At 38.7% G+C, this 16,821-nt stretch carries 19 protein-coding genes; 9 read left to right on the forward strand and 10 right to left on the reverse strand.

From position 1 onward, the window contains the following. Positions 1 to 867, forward strand: coding sequence for a tetratricopeptide repeat protein (locus tag H6F62_RS04485; RefSeq protein WP_137908150.1), 867 nt, complete (start codon positions 1 to 3; stop codon positions 865 to 867). 58 nt (positions 868 to 925) lie between these two features. Here H6F62_RS04485 and H6F62_RS04490 read toward each other — a convergent pair whose 3' ends face one another. Continuing rightward, on the reverse strand, positions 926 to 1,324 hold the full coding sequence (locus H6F62_RS04490; protein WP_028082090.1) for a response regulator: 399 nt from the start codon (positions 1,322 to 1,324) through the stop codon (positions 926 to 928). Between the two features lie 227 nt (positions 1,325 to 1,551). On the opposite strand from H6F62_RS04490, the gene gyrA reads away from it, so the two are divergent. From gyrA to H6F62_RS04505, 3 genes are all read left to right on the forward strand, one after another. Then, complete coding sequence (gyrA, locus tag H6F62_RS04495) at positions 1,552 to 4,065, forward strand: DNA gyrase subunit A (RefSeq protein ID WP_137908101.1); 2,514 nt, start codon at positions 1,552 to 1,554, stop codon at positions 4,063 to 4,065. Positions 4,066 to 4,152: 87 nt separating this feature from the next. Next, entirely contained in the window at positions 4,153 to 5,100 is a 948-nt protein-coding gene (locus tag H6F62_RS04500) for a cation diffusion facilitator family transporter (protein ID WP_137908102.1), read from the forward strand. A gap of 103 nt (positions 5,101 to 5,203) precedes the next feature. Next, positions 5,204 to 5,386 (forward strand): chlorophyll a/b-binding protein, encoded by a 183-nt coding sequence (locus tag H6F62_RS04505; protein ID WP_137908103.1) that lies wholly within the window; start codon positions 5,204 to 5,206, stop codon positions 5,384 to 5,386. A gap of 218 nt (positions 5,387 to 5,604) precedes the next feature. On the opposite strand, the gene H6F62_RS04510 is transcribed toward H6F62_RS04505, so the two are convergent. Further along, positions 5,605 to 6,045: a hypothetical protein gene (locus tag H6F62_RS04510; protein WP_190371441.1), complete on the reverse strand. Its 441-nt coding sequence runs from the start codon at positions 6,043 to 6,045 to the stop codon at positions 5,605 to 5,607. Positions 6,046 to 6,146: 101 nt separating this feature from the next. Here H6F62_RS04510 and petN point away from each other — a divergent pair, with 101 nt between their 5' ends. Together petN and H6F62_RS04520 are read left to right on the forward strand one after the other, a co-directional pair. Continuing rightward, on the forward strand, positions 6,147 to 6,233 hold the full coding sequence (petN, locus tag H6F62_RS04515; RefSeq protein WP_013189847.1) for a cytochrome b6-f complex subunit PetN: 87 nt from the start codon (positions 6,147 to 6,149) through the stop codon (positions 6,231 to 6,233). 7 nt (positions 6,234 to 6,240) lie between these two features. Continuing rightward, positions 6,241 to 6,402 (forward strand): hypothetical protein, encoded by a 162-nt coding sequence (locus tag H6F62_RS04520; protein ID WP_190371442.1) that lies wholly within the window; start codon positions 6,241 to 6,243, stop codon positions 6,400 to 6,402. Positions 6,403 to 6,684: 282 nt separating this feature from the next. On the opposite strand, the gene H6F62_RS04525 is transcribed toward H6F62_RS04520, so the two are convergent. The 3 genes from H6F62_RS04525 to H6F62_RS04535 all read right to left on the reverse strand — a co-directional run bounded on the left by H6F62_RS04525 (position 6,685) and on the right by H6F62_RS04535 (position 8,347). After that, positions 6,685 to 6,927 (reverse strand): DUF4327 family protein, encoded by a 243-nt coding sequence (locus H6F62_RS04525; protein ID WP_028091717.1) that lies wholly within the window; start codon positions 6,925 to 6,927, stop codon positions 6,685 to 6,687. Between the two features lie 689 nt (positions 6,928 to 7,616). Then, positions 7,617 to 8,015: a 30S ribosome-binding factor RbfA gene (gene rbfA / locus H6F62_RS04530; protein ID WP_137908105.1), complete on the reverse strand. Its 399-nt coding sequence runs from the start codon at positions 8,013 to 8,015 to the stop codon at positions 7,617 to 7,619. Positions 8,016 to 8,140: 125 nt separating this feature from the next. Continuing rightward, complete coding sequence (locus H6F62_RS04535; protein ID WP_137908106.1) at positions 8,141 to 8,347, reverse strand: DUF751 family protein; 207 nt, start codon at positions 8,345 to 8,347, stop codon at positions 8,141 to 8,143. A 163-nt stretch (positions 8,348 to 8,510) separates the two neighbouring features. On the opposite strand from H6F62_RS04535, the gene H6F62_RS04540 reads away from it, so the two are divergent. Further along, a complete protein-coding gene (locus H6F62_RS04540; RefSeq protein ID WP_137908107.1) occupies positions 8,511 to 9,338 on the forward strand; it encodes a DNA adenine methylase in 828 nt (275 codons plus the stop codon). On the opposite strand, the gene H6F62_RS04545 is transcribed toward H6F62_RS04540, so the two are convergent. The 3 genes from H6F62_RS04545 to H6F62_RS04555 all read right to left on the reverse strand — a co-directional run bounded on the left by H6F62_RS04545 (position 9,335) and on the right by H6F62_RS04555 (position 12,513). Then, the gene (locus H6F62_RS04545) at positions 9,335 to 9,820 is read right to left on the reverse strand and encodes a PD-(D/E)XK nuclease superfamily protein (protein WP_137908151.1); all 486 of its coding nucleotides are present in this window, start codon (positions 9,818 to 9,820) and stop codon (positions 9,335 to 9,337) included. The genes H6F62_RS04540 and H6F62_RS04545 overlap by 4 nt on opposite strands. 405 nt (positions 9,821 to 10,225) lie before the next feature. Then, positions 10,226 to 11,446, reverse strand: coding sequence for a HetZ-related protein (locus H6F62_RS04550; protein WP_137908108.1), 1,221 nt, complete (start codon positions 11,444 to 11,446; stop codon positions 10,226 to 10,228). 404 nt (positions 11,447 to 11,850) lie between these two features. After that, positions 11,851 to 12,513: an L-threonylcarbamoyladenylate synthase gene (locus H6F62_RS04555; RefSeq protein WP_137908152.1), complete on the reverse strand. Its 663-nt coding sequence runs from the start codon at positions 12,511 to 12,513 to the stop codon at positions 11,851 to 11,853. 89 nt (positions 12,514 to 12,602) lie between these two features. Here H6F62_RS04555 and larC point away from each other — a divergent pair, with 89 nt between their 5' ends. Beyond that, the gene (gene larC / locus H6F62_RS04560) at positions 12,603 to 13,883 is read left to right on the forward strand and encodes a nickel pincer cofactor biosynthesis protein LarC (protein WP_137908109.1); all 1,281 of its coding nucleotides are present in this window, start codon (positions 12,603 to 12,605) and stop codon (positions 13,881 to 13,883) included. 133 nt (positions 13,884 to 14,016) lie between these two features. Beyond that, entirely contained in the window at positions 14,017 to 14,955 is a 939-nt protein-coding gene (locus H6F62_RS04565) for a YbhN family protein (RefSeq protein WP_137908110.1), read from the forward strand. A gap of 80 nt (positions 14,956 to 15,035) precedes the next feature. Here H6F62_RS04565 and H6F62_RS04570 read toward each other — a convergent pair whose 3' ends face one another. After that, a complete protein-coding gene (locus H6F62_RS04570; RefSeq protein WP_137908111.1) occupies positions 15,036 to 16,376 on the reverse strand; it encodes a TldD/PmbA family protein in 1,341 nt (446 codons plus the stop codon). A gap of 83 nt (positions 16,377 to 16,459) precedes the next feature. Further along, positions 16,460 to 16,819 carry a four helix bundle protein gene (locus H6F62_RS04575; RefSeq protein ID WP_137908112.1) on the reverse strand — a complete coding sequence of 120 codons (360 nt, stop codon included), beginning with the start codon at positions 16,817 to 16,819 and terminating at the stop codon, positions 16,460 to 16,462. Positions 16,820 to 16,821: the final 2 nt, after the last annotated feature.

Consider the following 16,821-nt stretch of genomic DNA (forward strand, 5'->3'; position numbering starts at 1 on the left):
GTGCCAAAACACATTCGGTTAGTTTCTCTTTTAGTTGCTTGTAGTTTATGGAGTATTCCCTCTTCTGCTCATGCTCAAGCGTTTATACCCCATACAGTGCAAATTGATCACGCACAGTTGGAAAAGCAGGGTTTGAACTTTGCACGGGAGGCGGCTCAATTAGCTCAGTTTCAGCAAATTGAACCAGCCTTAATCAGAGCCGAATTGGCGGTGAAACTGGCTCCGCAGAATGATAAAGTCTGGTGGTTACTAGGGAGTTTGTATCTACAAACTAAAGAATTTGATCAAGCTATTACCACCCTGAATAAAGCCCAAACACTCAACCCCAAAAATGCTGAAGTGCTGTTTGCTTTGGGTTCAGCCAAGTTTCAAAAAAAAGATTACCAAGGATCAATCACTGATTATCAAGCAGGTTTGAAATTAAAACCCAATTATTCGGGAGGGTTATTTGATTTGGGCAATGCTTATTATATGCTCAATAAATTACCCGAAGCGATCGCTCAATTCAATTTGGCTGTCAAACAAGATCAAAAGTTTTGGCCAGCAATTAATAATATCGGCTTAATCAAACATCAACAAGGGGATATTTCGGGAGCAATTCAGCAATGGCAAACAGCAGTTAAGATTGATAAAAAAGCCGCAGAACCTTTATTAGCTTTAGCAATAGCTACCTACAATAAAGGGGAAATCCAGCAAGGGGTAAAAATGGGAGTATCTGCACTCCGCATTGATTCCCGTTATGCTGATTTAGATTTTCTCAAAGAGAATCTTTGGGGTGAACGGTTACTTTTAGAAGCCAAAAAATTCTTAGAATTACCGGAGGTTAAATCAGCATTACAGGAGCTCAGACAAGCGCCAACGCCCTAATCAAACAAAAGTCCAGGGAGTAGGGGGTAAGGAGTAGATAAAATTACTCATGACCTAATTATGCTTGTGGTAAGAGTCCTAAAATTTGGTCAACAAACTGTTGATGATCAACTACAGGCTTAGAAATGTAACCATCAGCACCGCTTTGTTTCAAAAAATTTTCTCGATCTCCTTCCATTGCGTGTGCTGTCACTAAAATCACTGGTAATTTAGCCGTTTGTGGGTCAGATTTCAACATTTGGGTAATTTTGATCCCATCAACGGACTTACTTTGATATACACTACGGGACAGAGAGACATCCATTAAAATTAAGTCAGCCGCTCCTGACAGGGCAATTTTGAGAATCTCTTCCACATTTTCTGTATGTTTTACACTCAAACCGCCGCGTTTAGTCAGAATTTTAGAAAAAACGCGAGCATTAATTAAATCATCGTCGACAATTAGAACTGTTTTCATGAAACTTTATACTCATAGAGTTAACACCTGGGCAATGTCTATTGTATTTTTAATAATCTATAAGCTACAAAGATCCCATCAAGGATAATACTACTGCTTTTTATCTTCATGACTATTAAGATTGTGTGAGTATTTCTATTTAATCCGTGATGGTAAATTGCGGGGTATGTTATCTTTTAGCGACTGTTGTGTAGTGAAAATTCAGGGAAAATTCAGGGAAAAACTTCATGGCAAAACAGTTAAACCTTCTCTCTAAAGGACAGGTAATCACCACCGCCCTGCACACCGAAATGCAACGGTCATACTTAGAATATGCCATGAGTGTGATTGTGGGGCGAGCTTTACCAGATGTCCGTGACGGCTTAAAACCAGTACATAGACGTATTTTATATGCTATGCACGAACTGGGTTTAACGCCAGATAGGCCTTATCGAAAATGCGCCCGTGTGGTGGGAGATGTTCTAGGTAAGTACCATCCTCATGGTGATCAATCTGTCTATGATGCTTTAGTGCGCTTAGTACAAGACTTTTCCAGCCGTTATCCCTTACTGGGAGGACATGGTAATTTTGGCAGTGTTGATAATGACCCGCCAGCAGCCATGCGTTATACGGAAACCCGCCTCGCTCCTGTGGGACAGGAGGGAATGTTAACGGAAATTGCTGAGGAAACTGTGGATTTTACGGGTAATTTTGACAATTCCCAACAAGAACCAACGGTACTACCGGCTCAATTACCATTTTTATTACTTAATGGTTGTGCGGGAATTGCTGTAGGAATGGCTACAAATGTCCCTCCCCATAATTTGGGGGAAATTGTTGATGGTTTAATTGCTTTAATTGACAATCCTGATTTAAGTGATGAAAAATTATTTCAATTAATTCCCGGTCCTGACTTTCCCACAGGTGGGGAAATTGTTGATCATGGGGGAATTAAAGAAGCCTATACCACTGGTAAGGGCGGTATTGTCCTGCGGGGTATAGTAACAGTGGAGGAAATTCCTGCCACTAGGGGGGGTAAACGTCGCACAGCCTTAATAGTTACAGAACTGCCTTTTCAAGTTAATAAGGCTGGTTGGATTGAAAAAATCGCCGATTTAGTCAATCAAGGTCGTTTACAGGGAATTTCTGACATTAGAGATGAAAGTGATCGGGAGGGTATGCGCGTAGTTATTGAACTTAAACGCGATACAAATTCACAAGAACTGCTTCAAAATCTGTATCAGCAAACGGCTTTACAAACGACTTTTGGCGCGATTCTATTGGCTTTAGTTGATGGACAACCCCGCCAATTAAGCTTACGACAACTATTGCAGGAATTTCTCAAGTTTCGAGAACATACTCTCAACCGTCGCTACAGTTATGAATTGGGAAAAGCAGAAAATCGGGTTAATATCCTCTCAGGATTACTCAAAGCTTTATCAAATTTGGATGATGTCATCACTATATTACGGCAAGCTGCGGACGGAAGTACAGCCAAAATGACACTTTGTAGCCGCCTAGATTTGAGCGATTTACAAGCGGATGCAATTCTGTCCATGCCATTACGTCGTCTCACCAGTTTAGAGCAACAAAACTTACAAGAGGAATTTGACCAACTTAACCGCGAGATTAGCGTATTGCGGAAATTACTGGAAGATAGACAGGAATTACTCAAAGCTTTAAAAAAGGATTTGCGATCGCTCAAACGTAAATACAATGATCCGCGACGCACCAAAATAGTTAACACTAAAGAAAACCCTGTTTCAGGAGAGAAAGGTAAAACAGGAGTAGGGAGTCAGGAGAAGAAAGAAATCAAAACAGAGGTGGCAAAACTGGCCACTGAAGAAACGATTTTAGAAGTCACTCAACGGGGTTATGTGCGCCGTATTTCTCCTAGTAGCAAAAAATCAAGAGGGGAAAATGGGTTGTTAGACCATGATTTCATTATTCAAACCGAATTAACTAATACCCACAAAGACTTATTAATCCTTACCAGCAGTGGTAAAGTTTACCCCATTACTGTGGGAGATATTCCCGTCACTACAGGACGTGCAGCCAGGGGAACGCCATTAATTACCATGCTTACCAATACTGCCCAGGGTAACACAGAAGGTGTCATTAGCCGTTTCTTGCTCCCAGAAAAACCCGAAACCCAGGAAATGGTGTTGTTGACCAAAGAAGGACGTATTAAACGCCTATCTTTATCAGAATTTGTGAATCTTTCCCGGCGAGGCATTACAATTTTAAAGCTGAAGGATAATGATGAATTAGCTTTTACTCAATTCATTACTAGCGGACAACATATAATTTTGGCGAGTTCTAGCGGTCGTTTGTTGAGGTTTCCCGTTAATGATGAACAACTACCGATTATGGGTCGCGCTGCTATGGGATTACAAGCATTCCGCCTTTTAAAAAATCAGCAAATGGTTGGTTGTGTCAATCTTAATCAAGATCACAAATTATTACTAGTAACTCAAGAAGGATTTGCCACTGCAATATCCTCGACTGCTAATCAGTTGAGGGTTGCAAATCGGGGAGATTTAGGTATCCAAGTTTTAAAATTTCATAACAAAACAGACAATTTAGCGGCAATGGTACAAGTAAAACCAGGGAGAGAAGTCGCACTCATGACCAATAAAGACCGGGTAATTCGGGTATCTGTGGATATAATTCCTAGCTTCAGCAAAGATACTAAAGGTGAAAGTATTTGTCAACTCAATCGAGATGAGAAAATTATTGCTGTGGTGGAAGTAGATGTTTAATGAAGATTTATTTCACGCAGAGGCGCAGAAGGCGCGGAGAGTGAGAGTTGGGAATTTTTCAGTTTTTTTGTTGTTTATTTATCAGTTATGACACAGGACAACCACCACGAACACCATCATCACCATGGACATGGACACCATCATCACAGTCACGCTCCGGCAACATTTACTCGTGCTTTTGCTATTGGTACTGTACTTAATTTAGGTTTTGTCCTCTGTGAAATAACTTATGGTTATTTAGCACACTCTCTGGCTTTGTTTGCTGATGCTGGTCACAACCTGGGTGATGTATTGGGACTCCTCCTAGCGTGGGGTGCAAGTTCCCTGTCCCGTCGTCCTCCCAGCCACCGCTATACCTATGGTTTACGTGCTTCTTCAATTTTGGCCGCTTTAACAAATGCTGTGGTCTTACTTTTGTCTATGGGTGCTATTGGCTGGGAAGCTATCCGCCGCTTTAATGATTCTACTTCTGTATCAGGTGAAACTATTATTGGTGTTGCCATGGTGGGAATTATCATCAATACTTTGACGGCAATGATGTTTATGTCAGGACGCAAAAGTGACTTGAATATTCGGGGAGCATTCTTACACATGGCTGCGGATGCGTTGCTATCCTTGGGAGTGGTGGTAGCGGGGATTGCTATTTTATTCACCCATTGGGTGTGGCTTGACCCATTGGTAAGTTTAATTGTTGTCGTCGTTGTCGTGATTGGTACGTGGCAATTACTTAGGGACTCTATAAATTTGGCACTTGATGGAGTACCAGCAGGAATTGAGTTGCGGGCTGTGAAAAATTACTTAATGGAACGTCCTGGAGTATCAAAAATTCACGATCTTCATATCTGGGCTATGAGTACGACGGAAACGGCACTCACGGTTCATTTAGTCATGCCAGAAGGCTATCCTGGTGATGCTTTTTTATGGGAAGTTTGTCGGAAACTTGAACACCATTTTGGGATCAAACACGCTACTATTCAGGTAGAAACGGGGGATTCTGCTTATCCCTGCGCTTTAGAACCCGACCACGTTGTCTGAAGAATTTTAATACAATAATACAATGTTGCATTTTTGAATAAATTTGTTATATTTATTTACATAAAGCAATATAGCTTAGTAAATCCTAATTGGAGTGCTAACCATGACTAATGCAACAAAAACAGCTACTACACCTGTAGCTACTGACCGCAATGCTTGGCGTTGGGGTTTCACACCGGAAGCAGAAATCTGGAATGGCCGTTTAGCAATGATTGGTTTTTTAGCAGCAGCTTTAATTGAACTATTTTCCGGTCAAGGCTTTCTCCACTTCTGGGATATTCTGTAATTTTTCGATAACATATAAGACTCCTATTTGAGTTTTGAACAAAATTTGCTAAACTTGATATATCCCCGACTTCTCAAAGAAGTTGGGGATATTATTTTTACAGCAGTTTCCGATATTATGAAGTACAGATATTAATGATAAAACTTTTGTGGTGCGGGCAAGATGCCCGCACAAAGTGTACCTCACTCAAAGCTACTTGCTGTATGTTATTTATAAATTCATGAAAACGGTTTAAGCCATTTTCGTAAAATAGCAGTATCTAAAGCAAAAGCCGCCAGGGCAAACCACAATATACTTTCTGCTACTAAGATTAAAAAAGGCAAAAGCGGATTATTTATATTCCAGCCAACTTCGATTTGAGTTAATCCCCGCACTAAACCAAAAGCCAAAATTCCCCCAGTTTTCAGGTGAGGATTTGTATCTACGCGGATAATATAACGGTAGGTGACACCAAATAGAAACCCAGAAAACCCTGCTATTACACCACTTAATAACACCTGTAAACTTACCATATTAATGGTATGATAACCAACCAAGGAAAAATACTTATACAGCCATAAAACATTAATCAAGCTAGTGCTAAGGAAAGCTAAACCTAAAGATATACTACCAATTACTCCCGCTTTTAGGGATTCTAACCGTTCTGCCATTAGTTCCATGATATTGCCAAACCTGCTATGAATATAGTTAATGAATCAACCGCGTTTTCCCAGTATGATAAATATTAGAGACGTTTTGTAATTATTTGAAAAGTAGAACTATGATTTTGACACTGGGTTGGGTATCACTGTTAGTTGTGTTTACTTGGTCGATTTCTATGGTAGTTTGGGGACGCAACGGACTATAGAGGAATCGTGGAAAGTCCATTTTTGGGTATTTTAGCCTTATTTGGCGTAGTGCTGCTGGTAGGAGTCACTGGTGGTGTTGTTTACCTAACATTAGCAGATTGGCGCGACCGTCGTCGTCTCGAAGACGAAACCCGCGCAGCCCGACGTAGCACTAGCAAGCGCAAATAATCATATCGCAGCATATATATTGCTATATTCTGCGTTAAACAGTGTTTATGTGGGGATAACAGCTATTCCTATCCCTACATAAACTATATTTATTGCTACCATAAAATGTTCACGGAATTTATTTCCTCTTCCTTTCCGCGCCTTTGCGCTTTGGCGTGAGAAAACCCTTCCAGAAATACCCAGTAGTAAATAAATTAAAATCAAAAAATATACTTGCCTGTAGCCAGAAACTACAAACAAGTACAGTTAAAAATAACAGCAGTTTATTAAATAAAGACTAGATTAATCGTTATCCCATTCTTCGCGGCCGATTAAATCACCGATACGATCACGGAGTAAAAAATCACATTTTTCTAATTCACATTCAACGCAAACCCACTCCCTAGCAGGTATAAATTGGCAAAGTGTATATATTGGTTGCTGACGGCCAACCATTCCCCTTTCTACCAGTCGACGGGCTTCGTCCTGGATAACATTCAGAGAATAGTAATTGTAATTGATAGAAGGCACCGTATTTACAGTCATGGTTTTTTACTCACAAAATTACATTTAGAAAGCGTTCCCATTATTCGCTAGGAACTAGGAACAAAGATGGCAATAATTAAACCTGTATCCAGGGTTTTGTAGTTTGCTATACGGAACTATTATCATTTTGACGCTATACACTTCTAAATTATCTAAAGAAATGTTAAATTTGTCAAGAAAATATGACATTTATGGTATTTGGATTTCATATTCCCAAGATAAAAGAAACTAATTTTACTATTCAAACCTAAATATTTCCATTTTCAACAACTTCTACATTAATCTATGAAAAAACTATTAAAACTATACTGGACTTGTTCTAACGTTAACTGTACTAGTTTAGGTGTATTTATGGGATTTGACATCTATCCCAGGATACAGGATCTACAACACCTTTAATTATTTAAAAATAGGGAAGATGATCTGATCCCAAAAAGCTAACATAAGCTAACAATATCACTATCCAGTCCCCAGGCTACCACCGTCAACCTGACCGCTTCTTTTTCTAAATTAATCGCAGCATGATCTTAATTACTCCAGAACAACCCAGGACTTACGCAAAATATCTCTCCCTAAACCCCCATTTCTCCGTGACCTCTGTGCCTGGAGTGGTTCGTTATTCCGTGACTCATGCGTAAGTCCTACAACCAATAATATCAAGATTTCTCTATATTCCGGTCAGTTTTGAATCATTCAACCATTTCTTCTGCCACCTCATCTATACTTGACAATGTCCGTTGCTGCTGAAGTTGGTTTAATAAACTCAGCACCTTAGTGCCTCTTTCTATAGACCTATCTTCAACAAATAGCACTTCTGGAGTGCGCCGTAATCTAATTCTCGCCCCAAGTTCACTGCGGACGTAACCTGTAGCAGATTTTAAACCTGCCATTGTTTCCGCTTTAGCTTCCTCGGTCCCATAAATACTGACAAAGATTGTGGCGTGTTGCAGATCTCCAGAAACATCCACATCCGTGACACTCACCATTCCCGTACCCACACGGTCGTCTTTAATCCCGTTGAGTAGCATTTGGCTAACTTCCCGTTTAATTAATTCAGCAACGCGGGAAACGCGGCGATTTGTAGCCATATAAATTCCGCCTTCTCACAAAGTTTTGATAACATGATTCTAAATGTAAGTTAGAGTGGACTGTGCTTGATGTGATTAAATCAAGAGTAAAAGTCCAATAGACTAAAACTTTTTCTTTCCCTAGTCTAGATTGTATTTAACCCCAACATAGCCCGGAGAGTAAGGGTTACGAAAAAAAGACCACCAGCAAAAAAGCCTAAAATAGCAATCAGTGTCACAGGACGTTTCAACAGAGGAAACAGCGGCTCAAAAGTGTTGAGAAAAATACCTAAGACGATACTAACCAAGTAACGAGGGTAGCGGAAGACGTTATCCCAAAATCCATCAAACATTTGAATTTAAACCGCCTTGTGATATAATGCAAGTTTGTTTTTGTGTTCTTTACCTACTCTGATTATAATATATAACCAATATAACCATCATATAGCAGGGAGCGGGAAGGAACAGGGAATAGATAACTTAGATTAATTTGGTTTTTATTTTAACAGTAAGTAGATGGTAAGTCAAATTCCTCAACAAATTTACCCACGGCCATTTTTAAAGTGGGCTGGGGGTAAAACTAGATTAATTTCGCAATATAAAGACTATTTTCCTAAACATTACGAAACTTACTATGAACCATTTTTAGGTGGTGGAGCAGTTTTTTTCTATTTGCAACCATTTCAAGCGGTTTTAACTGATATTAATGCAGATTTAATTCTTACTTATCGGTGCGTTAGAGATAATTTGGGAGAGTTAATAACTCTGTTGCAATATCATCAAATCAAGCATAATTCAGATTATTATTATGATGCAAGAAATCATCATGGTGGGACAGATTTAGAAAAGGCGGCTCGGTTTATTTATCTGAATAAAACTTGTTTTAATGGACTTTATCGGGTTAATTCTCAGGGTAAATTTAATGTTCCTGTGGGGAAATACAAAAATCCTGGTATTTGTCAGGAAGAAGTTTTAAAATTAGCGTCGTTTGCACTCAAGAATGTAGAAATTAAACAAGGGAATTTTGATGAGGTTTTAAATTATCCAATTGGTAGTAATGACTTTGTTTATTTTGATCCCCCCTATTATCCTCTAAATAGAACTAGCAATTTTACAGCTTATAGTAATTTTTGTTTTGATGAGAATCAACAAATAAAACTGAGGGATATTTTTAGTAAATTAGCTAATAAAGGTGTAAAAGTTATGCTATCTAATTCTGATTGTCCATTTGTTCGTGAGCTTTATGCTGGGTTTAATATTCATACTATATTAGCAGCAAGGTCAATTAATTCTCATGGTCAAAAACGAGGAAAAATAAATGAATTATTAGTAACTTCTTATTAGAGATTATTATTGTTAGCCCAGGCAATAAATGAACTCAAATCATAAACACCTAGGAGATTTTTATTCGTATTAACTTGTGTTTTTAACCAGTTAATTGCTCCTGACTTCATGCCACCGCCATCAATTAATACAAGGGCTGGTACAGGATAGCAATTTTGAATATTCAAATTGAGATAGGGTAGTTTTTCATCAACTGAACCACTGCTATTCTGCCATTTACATTCAATAATTAGCCCATCGGAGATTGAGGTAGAATTAATAATATAAAAGTCTACAGTTATTTCGCTACCATAAATTCCTTTTCCAATATGAACTTGCTTTGCATATCTTTTGAGTAATTGATTCGAGTTTAAAAGACATTCAAGGCGTTTTTTTTCTGGTAAATCAGAACCTACCTGGGCATATTTATGACCTAACAAAGTCCCTTCTACAGTTGTCTCTAAGACACTGCCGGCCTTAGCTGCTTTTCTACCCTGAGTCATAGTCATGCTTAACCCCCCTACTAAAAGTCATACCTATTATAGCATTCCATAAAAGCAGTAGTAAGGCGTGATTAACTCATAAGAATTTTTAATTTTTCTAAACTACGATAAAAATAATATGATACCTTTGTACTGAAAAACAACTATATTAATTTCTAGCTAAACAGGACTTACGCAAAATATCTCTCCCTAAACCCCCATTTATCCGTGACCTCTGTGCCTGGAGTGGTTCGTTATTCCGTGACTCGTGCGTAAGTCCTACTAAAATCTAAAGTTGCTAGTTTGTTACTTGTGGTAATAAAATTGTAGGTTGGGTAGAACAAAGTGAAACCCAACATTGTGACATTTAACATTTACATGATTTTGTTGGGTTTCCTTGCGTCAACCCAACTTACCGAATTAAATTTAATTGCTCTTAGGTTCAGCATGACCATTACGAATAGACCATGCTAGTTCTAACATTTGAGTCCAGCGTTTTTGGAGTTGTTTAGGAGTACATTGAACAGCTTTAGAGATAAGTAAATCACTTTGACAAGCAGTTTTCAACTCAAAAATTTGCTGTTGTTGTGGTGTGAGTTGATGCCAAAAAGTATCCCATTGCTGAGAAGATAGACCTAACTTGTGTTCCAAACCAGCGCCCAACCATTGATGAACTAATTGCCATTGGTGCTGTTTAGCGAACTTCTCAACGTGATACTTAAATCTTTGTTGTAAATAATCGCGTTGACGACTAGTTAAACCGAGAATTTGGTCAATTTCCGGTGCAGAGAGATCCTGAAGTTTAAGAGTCAGATAATCCATACAATCAGATTGTCCTTGAGACTCCAGATATTTCATTAATTCCGTAATTACTCGATTGCGTTCCGACTCCTCAGAAGGGTCAAAACCAGGTTTAGCAATCATTTGTGAGCGAATTTGCTGCACAGCCACATTACGCTGATAAGATTCCGCTTCTTCCGTTTTCGCAGAATCTACAGCCATTTCAATATCTACAGTAGTTTCTTGAGGTTGACGACGGGCAAAACCTTGAGCGCGTAAAACAATTAACTGTTGATTAGCTCCACCTGGTAAATTAATCCGGCGTTTGGCATACTGTTCTGTAAAAGCCATATACTCGGCCACTTGTAACTGAGTCCGGGGGGTGTAATCTTCAGGTAATTCGGTTTCCCGACGAAAAGCTTTAATAGCTTCGATATAAAAAGCCTGTAAAAAATCTTCAATGAGATTGTAACGAGCGTCAAAGCCTAAATCTGAGCCGGCAACAGCAACGTGACGATAAACAATAGCCCCCAAACTACTATGTAATTCCACCCGTCCTTGTCTAGAACCGAGTTGGTAGTAACGCAGGCACTTTTGTAAACGATGTCTTCCTAAAGTAATTTGCCAAGACTGAATTTGTCCTGAATTTTGGATGCGGGAGCTTTTATCACATATCCGTTCTACTTCCTTGGCTATGCGCCCGACGACATCTTGCACACCAATCGATGTAGCTTTAACTTGAGATTGCATTTCCTGGGATAAAAGTTGCACCAATGTATCGCTGTTGACAACAGACAATTCTTCCAGAGAAATATAGGTATTAAAAGCAGATGTAGAATTAGACAGATTGGCGATATTAGCTTTCATGACTTTTCTGTAAAATTGGTATTGCACCTTAACTCAAATGCAGATACAGTATTTAAGAGCAGTCACGGCAGTGAGAACCTTTGAGTATTCTTTCTGTGAAGATTCACCACCTGGACGGCTGAAATTTAGATACTGTAGGAAATTTCCCAAGTTAAGGGCTTGTTAATTGTGTCGCTTTGTTTTTAGCAACTAAATCAAAGATGGCATAATAGATATTCACTTTGAGGACAAATCGCCAAAAGGTTAGTCATGGTAAAATTGGCCTATAGCCTGCGTGGCGTAGCCATAATTTGATCAATTAGGATTACAGCACCCGTAAGGATGACAATTTCCTTGGAGTCAGGTGATCATAAATTAGCGCAACCGAGTCCAAAACAAAGGGTTGTACTTGTTAAACTTTATCCTTAAACCCAAGTGGCTACGGCTTCCCAACCTAAACCTCTGCGAATAATAACTGGTTCTTCATCGGTCAAGTCTAAAATGGTAGACACTTGATATGTCGGCTCTTGAGCCGTATCAATGATGATATCTACCAGTTTATCTAAATGGTCATATAAATCTACCCGTGACAGTATTGGTTGTACTCCGTCTCCATTTATTTCCTCATCTTCGTCATTCACGCTTTGGCTTTGAGCCGAAGTCGAAATAATCGGGTTTCCTAAGGCCGCCAGTAATGCCAAGCAAACGTTATGATTTGGCACTCTAATTCCTGTGGTTTTGCGTTTGGGATTTTGCACTAGTCGCGGTACTAATTTGGTAGCAGGGAGCAAAAATGTGTAGGGACCTGGTATTAACCGCTTCATAATCCGGTAGGCTGTATCACTTACGAAGGCATAAGTAGCCACATTGGAAAGTGAGGGACATAAAAATGTCAGGGGTTTATCATTTGCTAACTGTTTAATTTGCCGCACTCTTTCCACCGCCGACTTGGCATTCAAATCACAACCAATTGCATAAACTGTATCAGTAGGGTAGAGCATAATAGCGCCACCTAATAGCGCCAACTTTATTTCCTCTATTCGGCGACTTTGAGGATTATCAGGATGAATGGTGAATATTTTGGCCATAATAGGGTTGGTAATGGGTAATGGGTAATGGGTAAAAGTTTTCCTTCTTTCTTCTGACAACGGATAACGCACAACGGACTAATAAATTTATGAATAAAATTGCTTATTTTCAATGTCCAACAGGGGTTGCTGGCGATATGTGCTTAGGAACGTTAGTCAGTTTAGGTGTGCCTGTGGGGTATTTAGTAGAAAAACTCAATAGTTTGGGAATTGAGCAAGAATACCGACTGTGGGCAGAATTTGTCCACCGGCAAACTCAAGAGGCGACTAAAGTTCATGTTGATTTATTAGATCATCACCATCATCATAAACATAAACATGATCATCACCATGGCCGTCATTTACCAGAAATAGAGAAGATGATTCTCAATGGCAAGTTACCAAAGCGGGTGGAAGCTTGGAGTTTAGCTGTTTTCCGACGTTTGGCAATAGCTGAGGGGGCTGTTCACGGCATTGCACCGGAAAAAGTTCATTTTCATGAAGTAGGTGCTGTAGATGCGATTGTGGATATTGTTGGTACTTGCTTAGGATTGGATTGGTTGGGTATTGACAGCAATCAGCAGGGCTTTCCCTTGCTATACTGTTCGGCTTTCCCTACGGGGGGTGGAACTGTTCATGCGTCCCATGGACGAATGGCAGTACCAGTGCCAGCGGTGTTAAAATTGTGGGAAATGCGGGGTTGTCCAGTTTATAGCAATGGTATTGATAGAGAACTGGTAACACCGACGGGGGCAGCGATTACTACTACTTTAGTGCAGGACTTTGGTTCACCGCCACCAATGACTATCAAACAGGTAGGATTAGGGGCAGGTTCTCTAGATTTACCCGTTCCTAATATACTACGGCTTTGGTTTGGTGAAAGTGAATCTTTACAGACTGATAATTCTGATTTTGTGGAACATTCCCCAAATTTGGAAACCATTACTGTATTAAAAACTCAAATAGATGACTTAAATCCCCAAGTATTCGGTTATTTATTTGAGGCTTTATTTGCTGCTGGGGCGCTGGATGTTTTTACCCAACCGATAGGAATGAAAAAATCTCGTCCCGGAATTTTGTTAACTGTGATTTGTCATCCAGATAAATTAGATAATTGTGAAGCGGTGTTATTTCGAGAAACCAGCACTTTAGGGATTCGTCGCACTACTGAACAACGATCAATTTTACATAGAGAAATGCAAAAAGTGGAAACTATTTATGGGACAATATCAGTAAAAGTGGCCTGGAGAGAAAAAGCGACAGAAAAGGTAATTACAAATGTCCAGCCTGAATATGAAGATTGTGCAGTTTTAGCAGGAAAAAATAATATTCCTTGGCGAGAAATTTATCGTTTGGCATTAGAAAGTTGGTATTTAAAATATCAAAATTAACAAGGTATAAATGATTAAATAGAAAATGGGTAGGCTAGAAGCCTACCCCAAAAGAGTAATATATTATTACGGGTATTGTGCCTAGTTTTAAAAATAGGTAATTCTCGATATTTACAATTTTCACAAATAAAAAATGAAAAAAATTTTCCGGTGGTTGATTTTAGGGGGAACGCTGTTTTTTTTATTAAAAGCCTTCAAAGATAATTGGTTGGGAGTTAGTGCTATTCGGATTAATATCACCGGCTGGTTAATATTAGGTACTGCTACGGGTGTAACTTTATTGGCACATATTTGGGCGGGTTGGGTTTGGACTTGGGTGCTAAAGGAGTTAAATCAATCTGTATCTTCCATGGAGTTTATTCAAGTTTATTTAAAAACGAATATTGCTAAATATTTACCTGGGAATGTCTGGCATTATTATGGACGAATTATGTCAGCAAAAAACGCTAATATTACTACTAATATTGCTACTTTGAGTGTTTTATTAGAACCACTCTTAATGTTAGCAGCCGCTTTAATTATTATTGTTTTATTTGCTAGTCAAATTGTTGTAAATATAAATAATTGGAAAATTAATTTAGTTATGCTGCAATTATTGGGTTTAATAATTGTTTTGGGTATACTTCATCCTCGATTTTTAAATCCAGTCATTCAACTTTTAGACAGGTGGAAAAATAAAAAATCTCACCTAGAAAACCAGTTAATAGATAGTTTTAGAATCAACCGCTACCCTGTGAAACCCTTATTAGGAGAAATAGTTTTTTTAGGGTTGCGTGGGGCTGGATTCATTTTAACTATGTTAGCGATAAATTCCTTAACTTGGCAGCAAATACCCTTATTATTCGGCACTTTTAGTTGTGCTTGGGTAATGGGATTAGTTATGCCGGGAGCGCCCGGTGGTTTAGGCGTTTTTGAAACCATAGCCATATTACTATTACAATATCATTTTCCGGCGGCTTTAGTAATTAGTGCGATCGCTCTTTATCGGCTCATTAGCATCTTAGCAGAAACCACCGGAGCAGCCATAGCTTGGTTACATCAAAGAATTAACCATAAAAAAATTCCTTCTTAACCTTCTTCCTCCGTGTCCTCTGTGCTTCTGTGGTTCGATAAAATATCTTTAAACCGCAGACGCACAGAGTGAAAAAGATATTAATCTCCAGTAATAGAAAGTTCACTCACCCAAACTCTGGGAGCAACTCCTCCTGGTGTTAATTCCACCTCTTTCTCCACATAAACAATAGATTTGAGAAGTTCCAAAAAATCACCAGCTACCGTTGCGGACTCAATACTAATTTTCTCACCTTTATTAACTAACCAACCATCAAAAGGTAAAGAAAAAGAACCTTGTAAAGCCTTAACACCCGCATGAAGAGCTTGTAAATCATCAATTAAAATCACATTTTCCGCAGTTTCTAAACTCAATTCTTGCTCAGGATTTTCTGCTGCAAAAACGTGATAAAAATTAGGACTGACACTGACTTTCGCGCCAATACTAGCATTACCCGTAGGTTGAGCATTTAACCGTTTAGCAGTTCCCGCACTATGCAAAAAGCTAGTTAAAATGCCCTTTTCTATTAACTTAATTTGTCGAGTAGGAGTACCTTCACCATCAAAACTTTCTGCACCAATATTAGCGGGGTGTAAAGCATCATCATAAACTGACAGTAAAGGTGAAGCAATTGCTTTACCGATATCATCAACTTTTGATAAACTTTGATTATCCAGAATACTTTGAGCGTTAAATAAATTAGAAAAAGCGCCCAACAAACTTAAAAAAGCTTCAGGAGAAAAAACTACTTGATACTTACCAGTTTTGATTTTTTCATAATGCAAATGACTGATAGTTTTCTGGGCGGTTTCTTTGATACAACCGGCAATATCTAAATCAGCTACACTTTCCTTAACTCGATAAGCCCCGGCACTGCGAGGTTTTTTACCTTCTTCTTCAGTTTTGCTGTACAAATAAATAGAAGCTAAAGAATGAGATTCAGTTCTTAACGCACCTTCACTATTGAGATAAAATCTGTCAATATCTCTTTGTGCTAAACCATTATAAGGCACACTGGTAATAGCAGGATGAGTTGCCATTAATTCTTTTTCTGCTACTAATAGCTTTTCTATTAATTCAGAAACAGGTGCTTGCAGGGCTTTTTCTTGATGTTTATCAGGAATGGGAATAGTTGCTTCTGGACTAAAATCAGGAATATTTTCTTTCACACCAAAAAAACTGGCTTCATAAGCTGTTTTTAGAGCTAATTCTAATCCCTTATCATCTACATCTGTGGTGCTGGTAACACCCATGGTATTTTCTTCATTCCAGACCCGAACTGTCACCCCAGAACGATTAGAAGCTTTAACTTGTTTGGGTTCACCTTGGTCAACTTGAACGCTGGTATCATCCACAGTTGAGCCGTAAATATCGAATTTTTTAATGCCGAGTTTGGCGGCATTTTCTTGGGCGTAGGTGGCGATTTGTTGAATGTTAGACATGGTGAATGAATTTTGGATTTTAGATTTTAGATTTTGGATTCCATAAAGAACTGTTTTAGAAATTAGATTTTGGAGTTTGGATGTTATGATTTGGGTTTTTGTAGGAGAGTTTTTATTGAAGCAACTGTCATAGCCAGAATTTCGCTAGTTTCTTGCATTAAATTGTTAAGTTTTTCTCCGGTTATTAATCTTGATTCAATCAGGAGTTCTAACCAGTAAAGAGTTTCATCAACTTCTTCTTCTACAATACTAAGTTTAGCAATTAAGTCAGCCGTAGACTTAGCACGACAAGCTGATCTATAATTAGCACCTACAGAAGTAGCAGAGCGCAAAACTTGTTTACCAATAACATCAGCAGTTTTAGTTGTCGGTAATGATTCAACTAGACGAATGACTCTTAATGCAAGTTGTTTTGTTCTGGTCTTAAACTGTTGCTCATTCACAA

It is taken from the genome of Anabaena sp. FACHB-1391 (assembly GCF_014696755.1).
In the GTDB taxonomy this organism is placed as follows: domain Bacteria; phylum Cyanobacteriota; class Cyanobacteriia; order Cyanobacteriales; family Nostocaceae; genus Dolichospermum; species Dolichospermum planctonicum.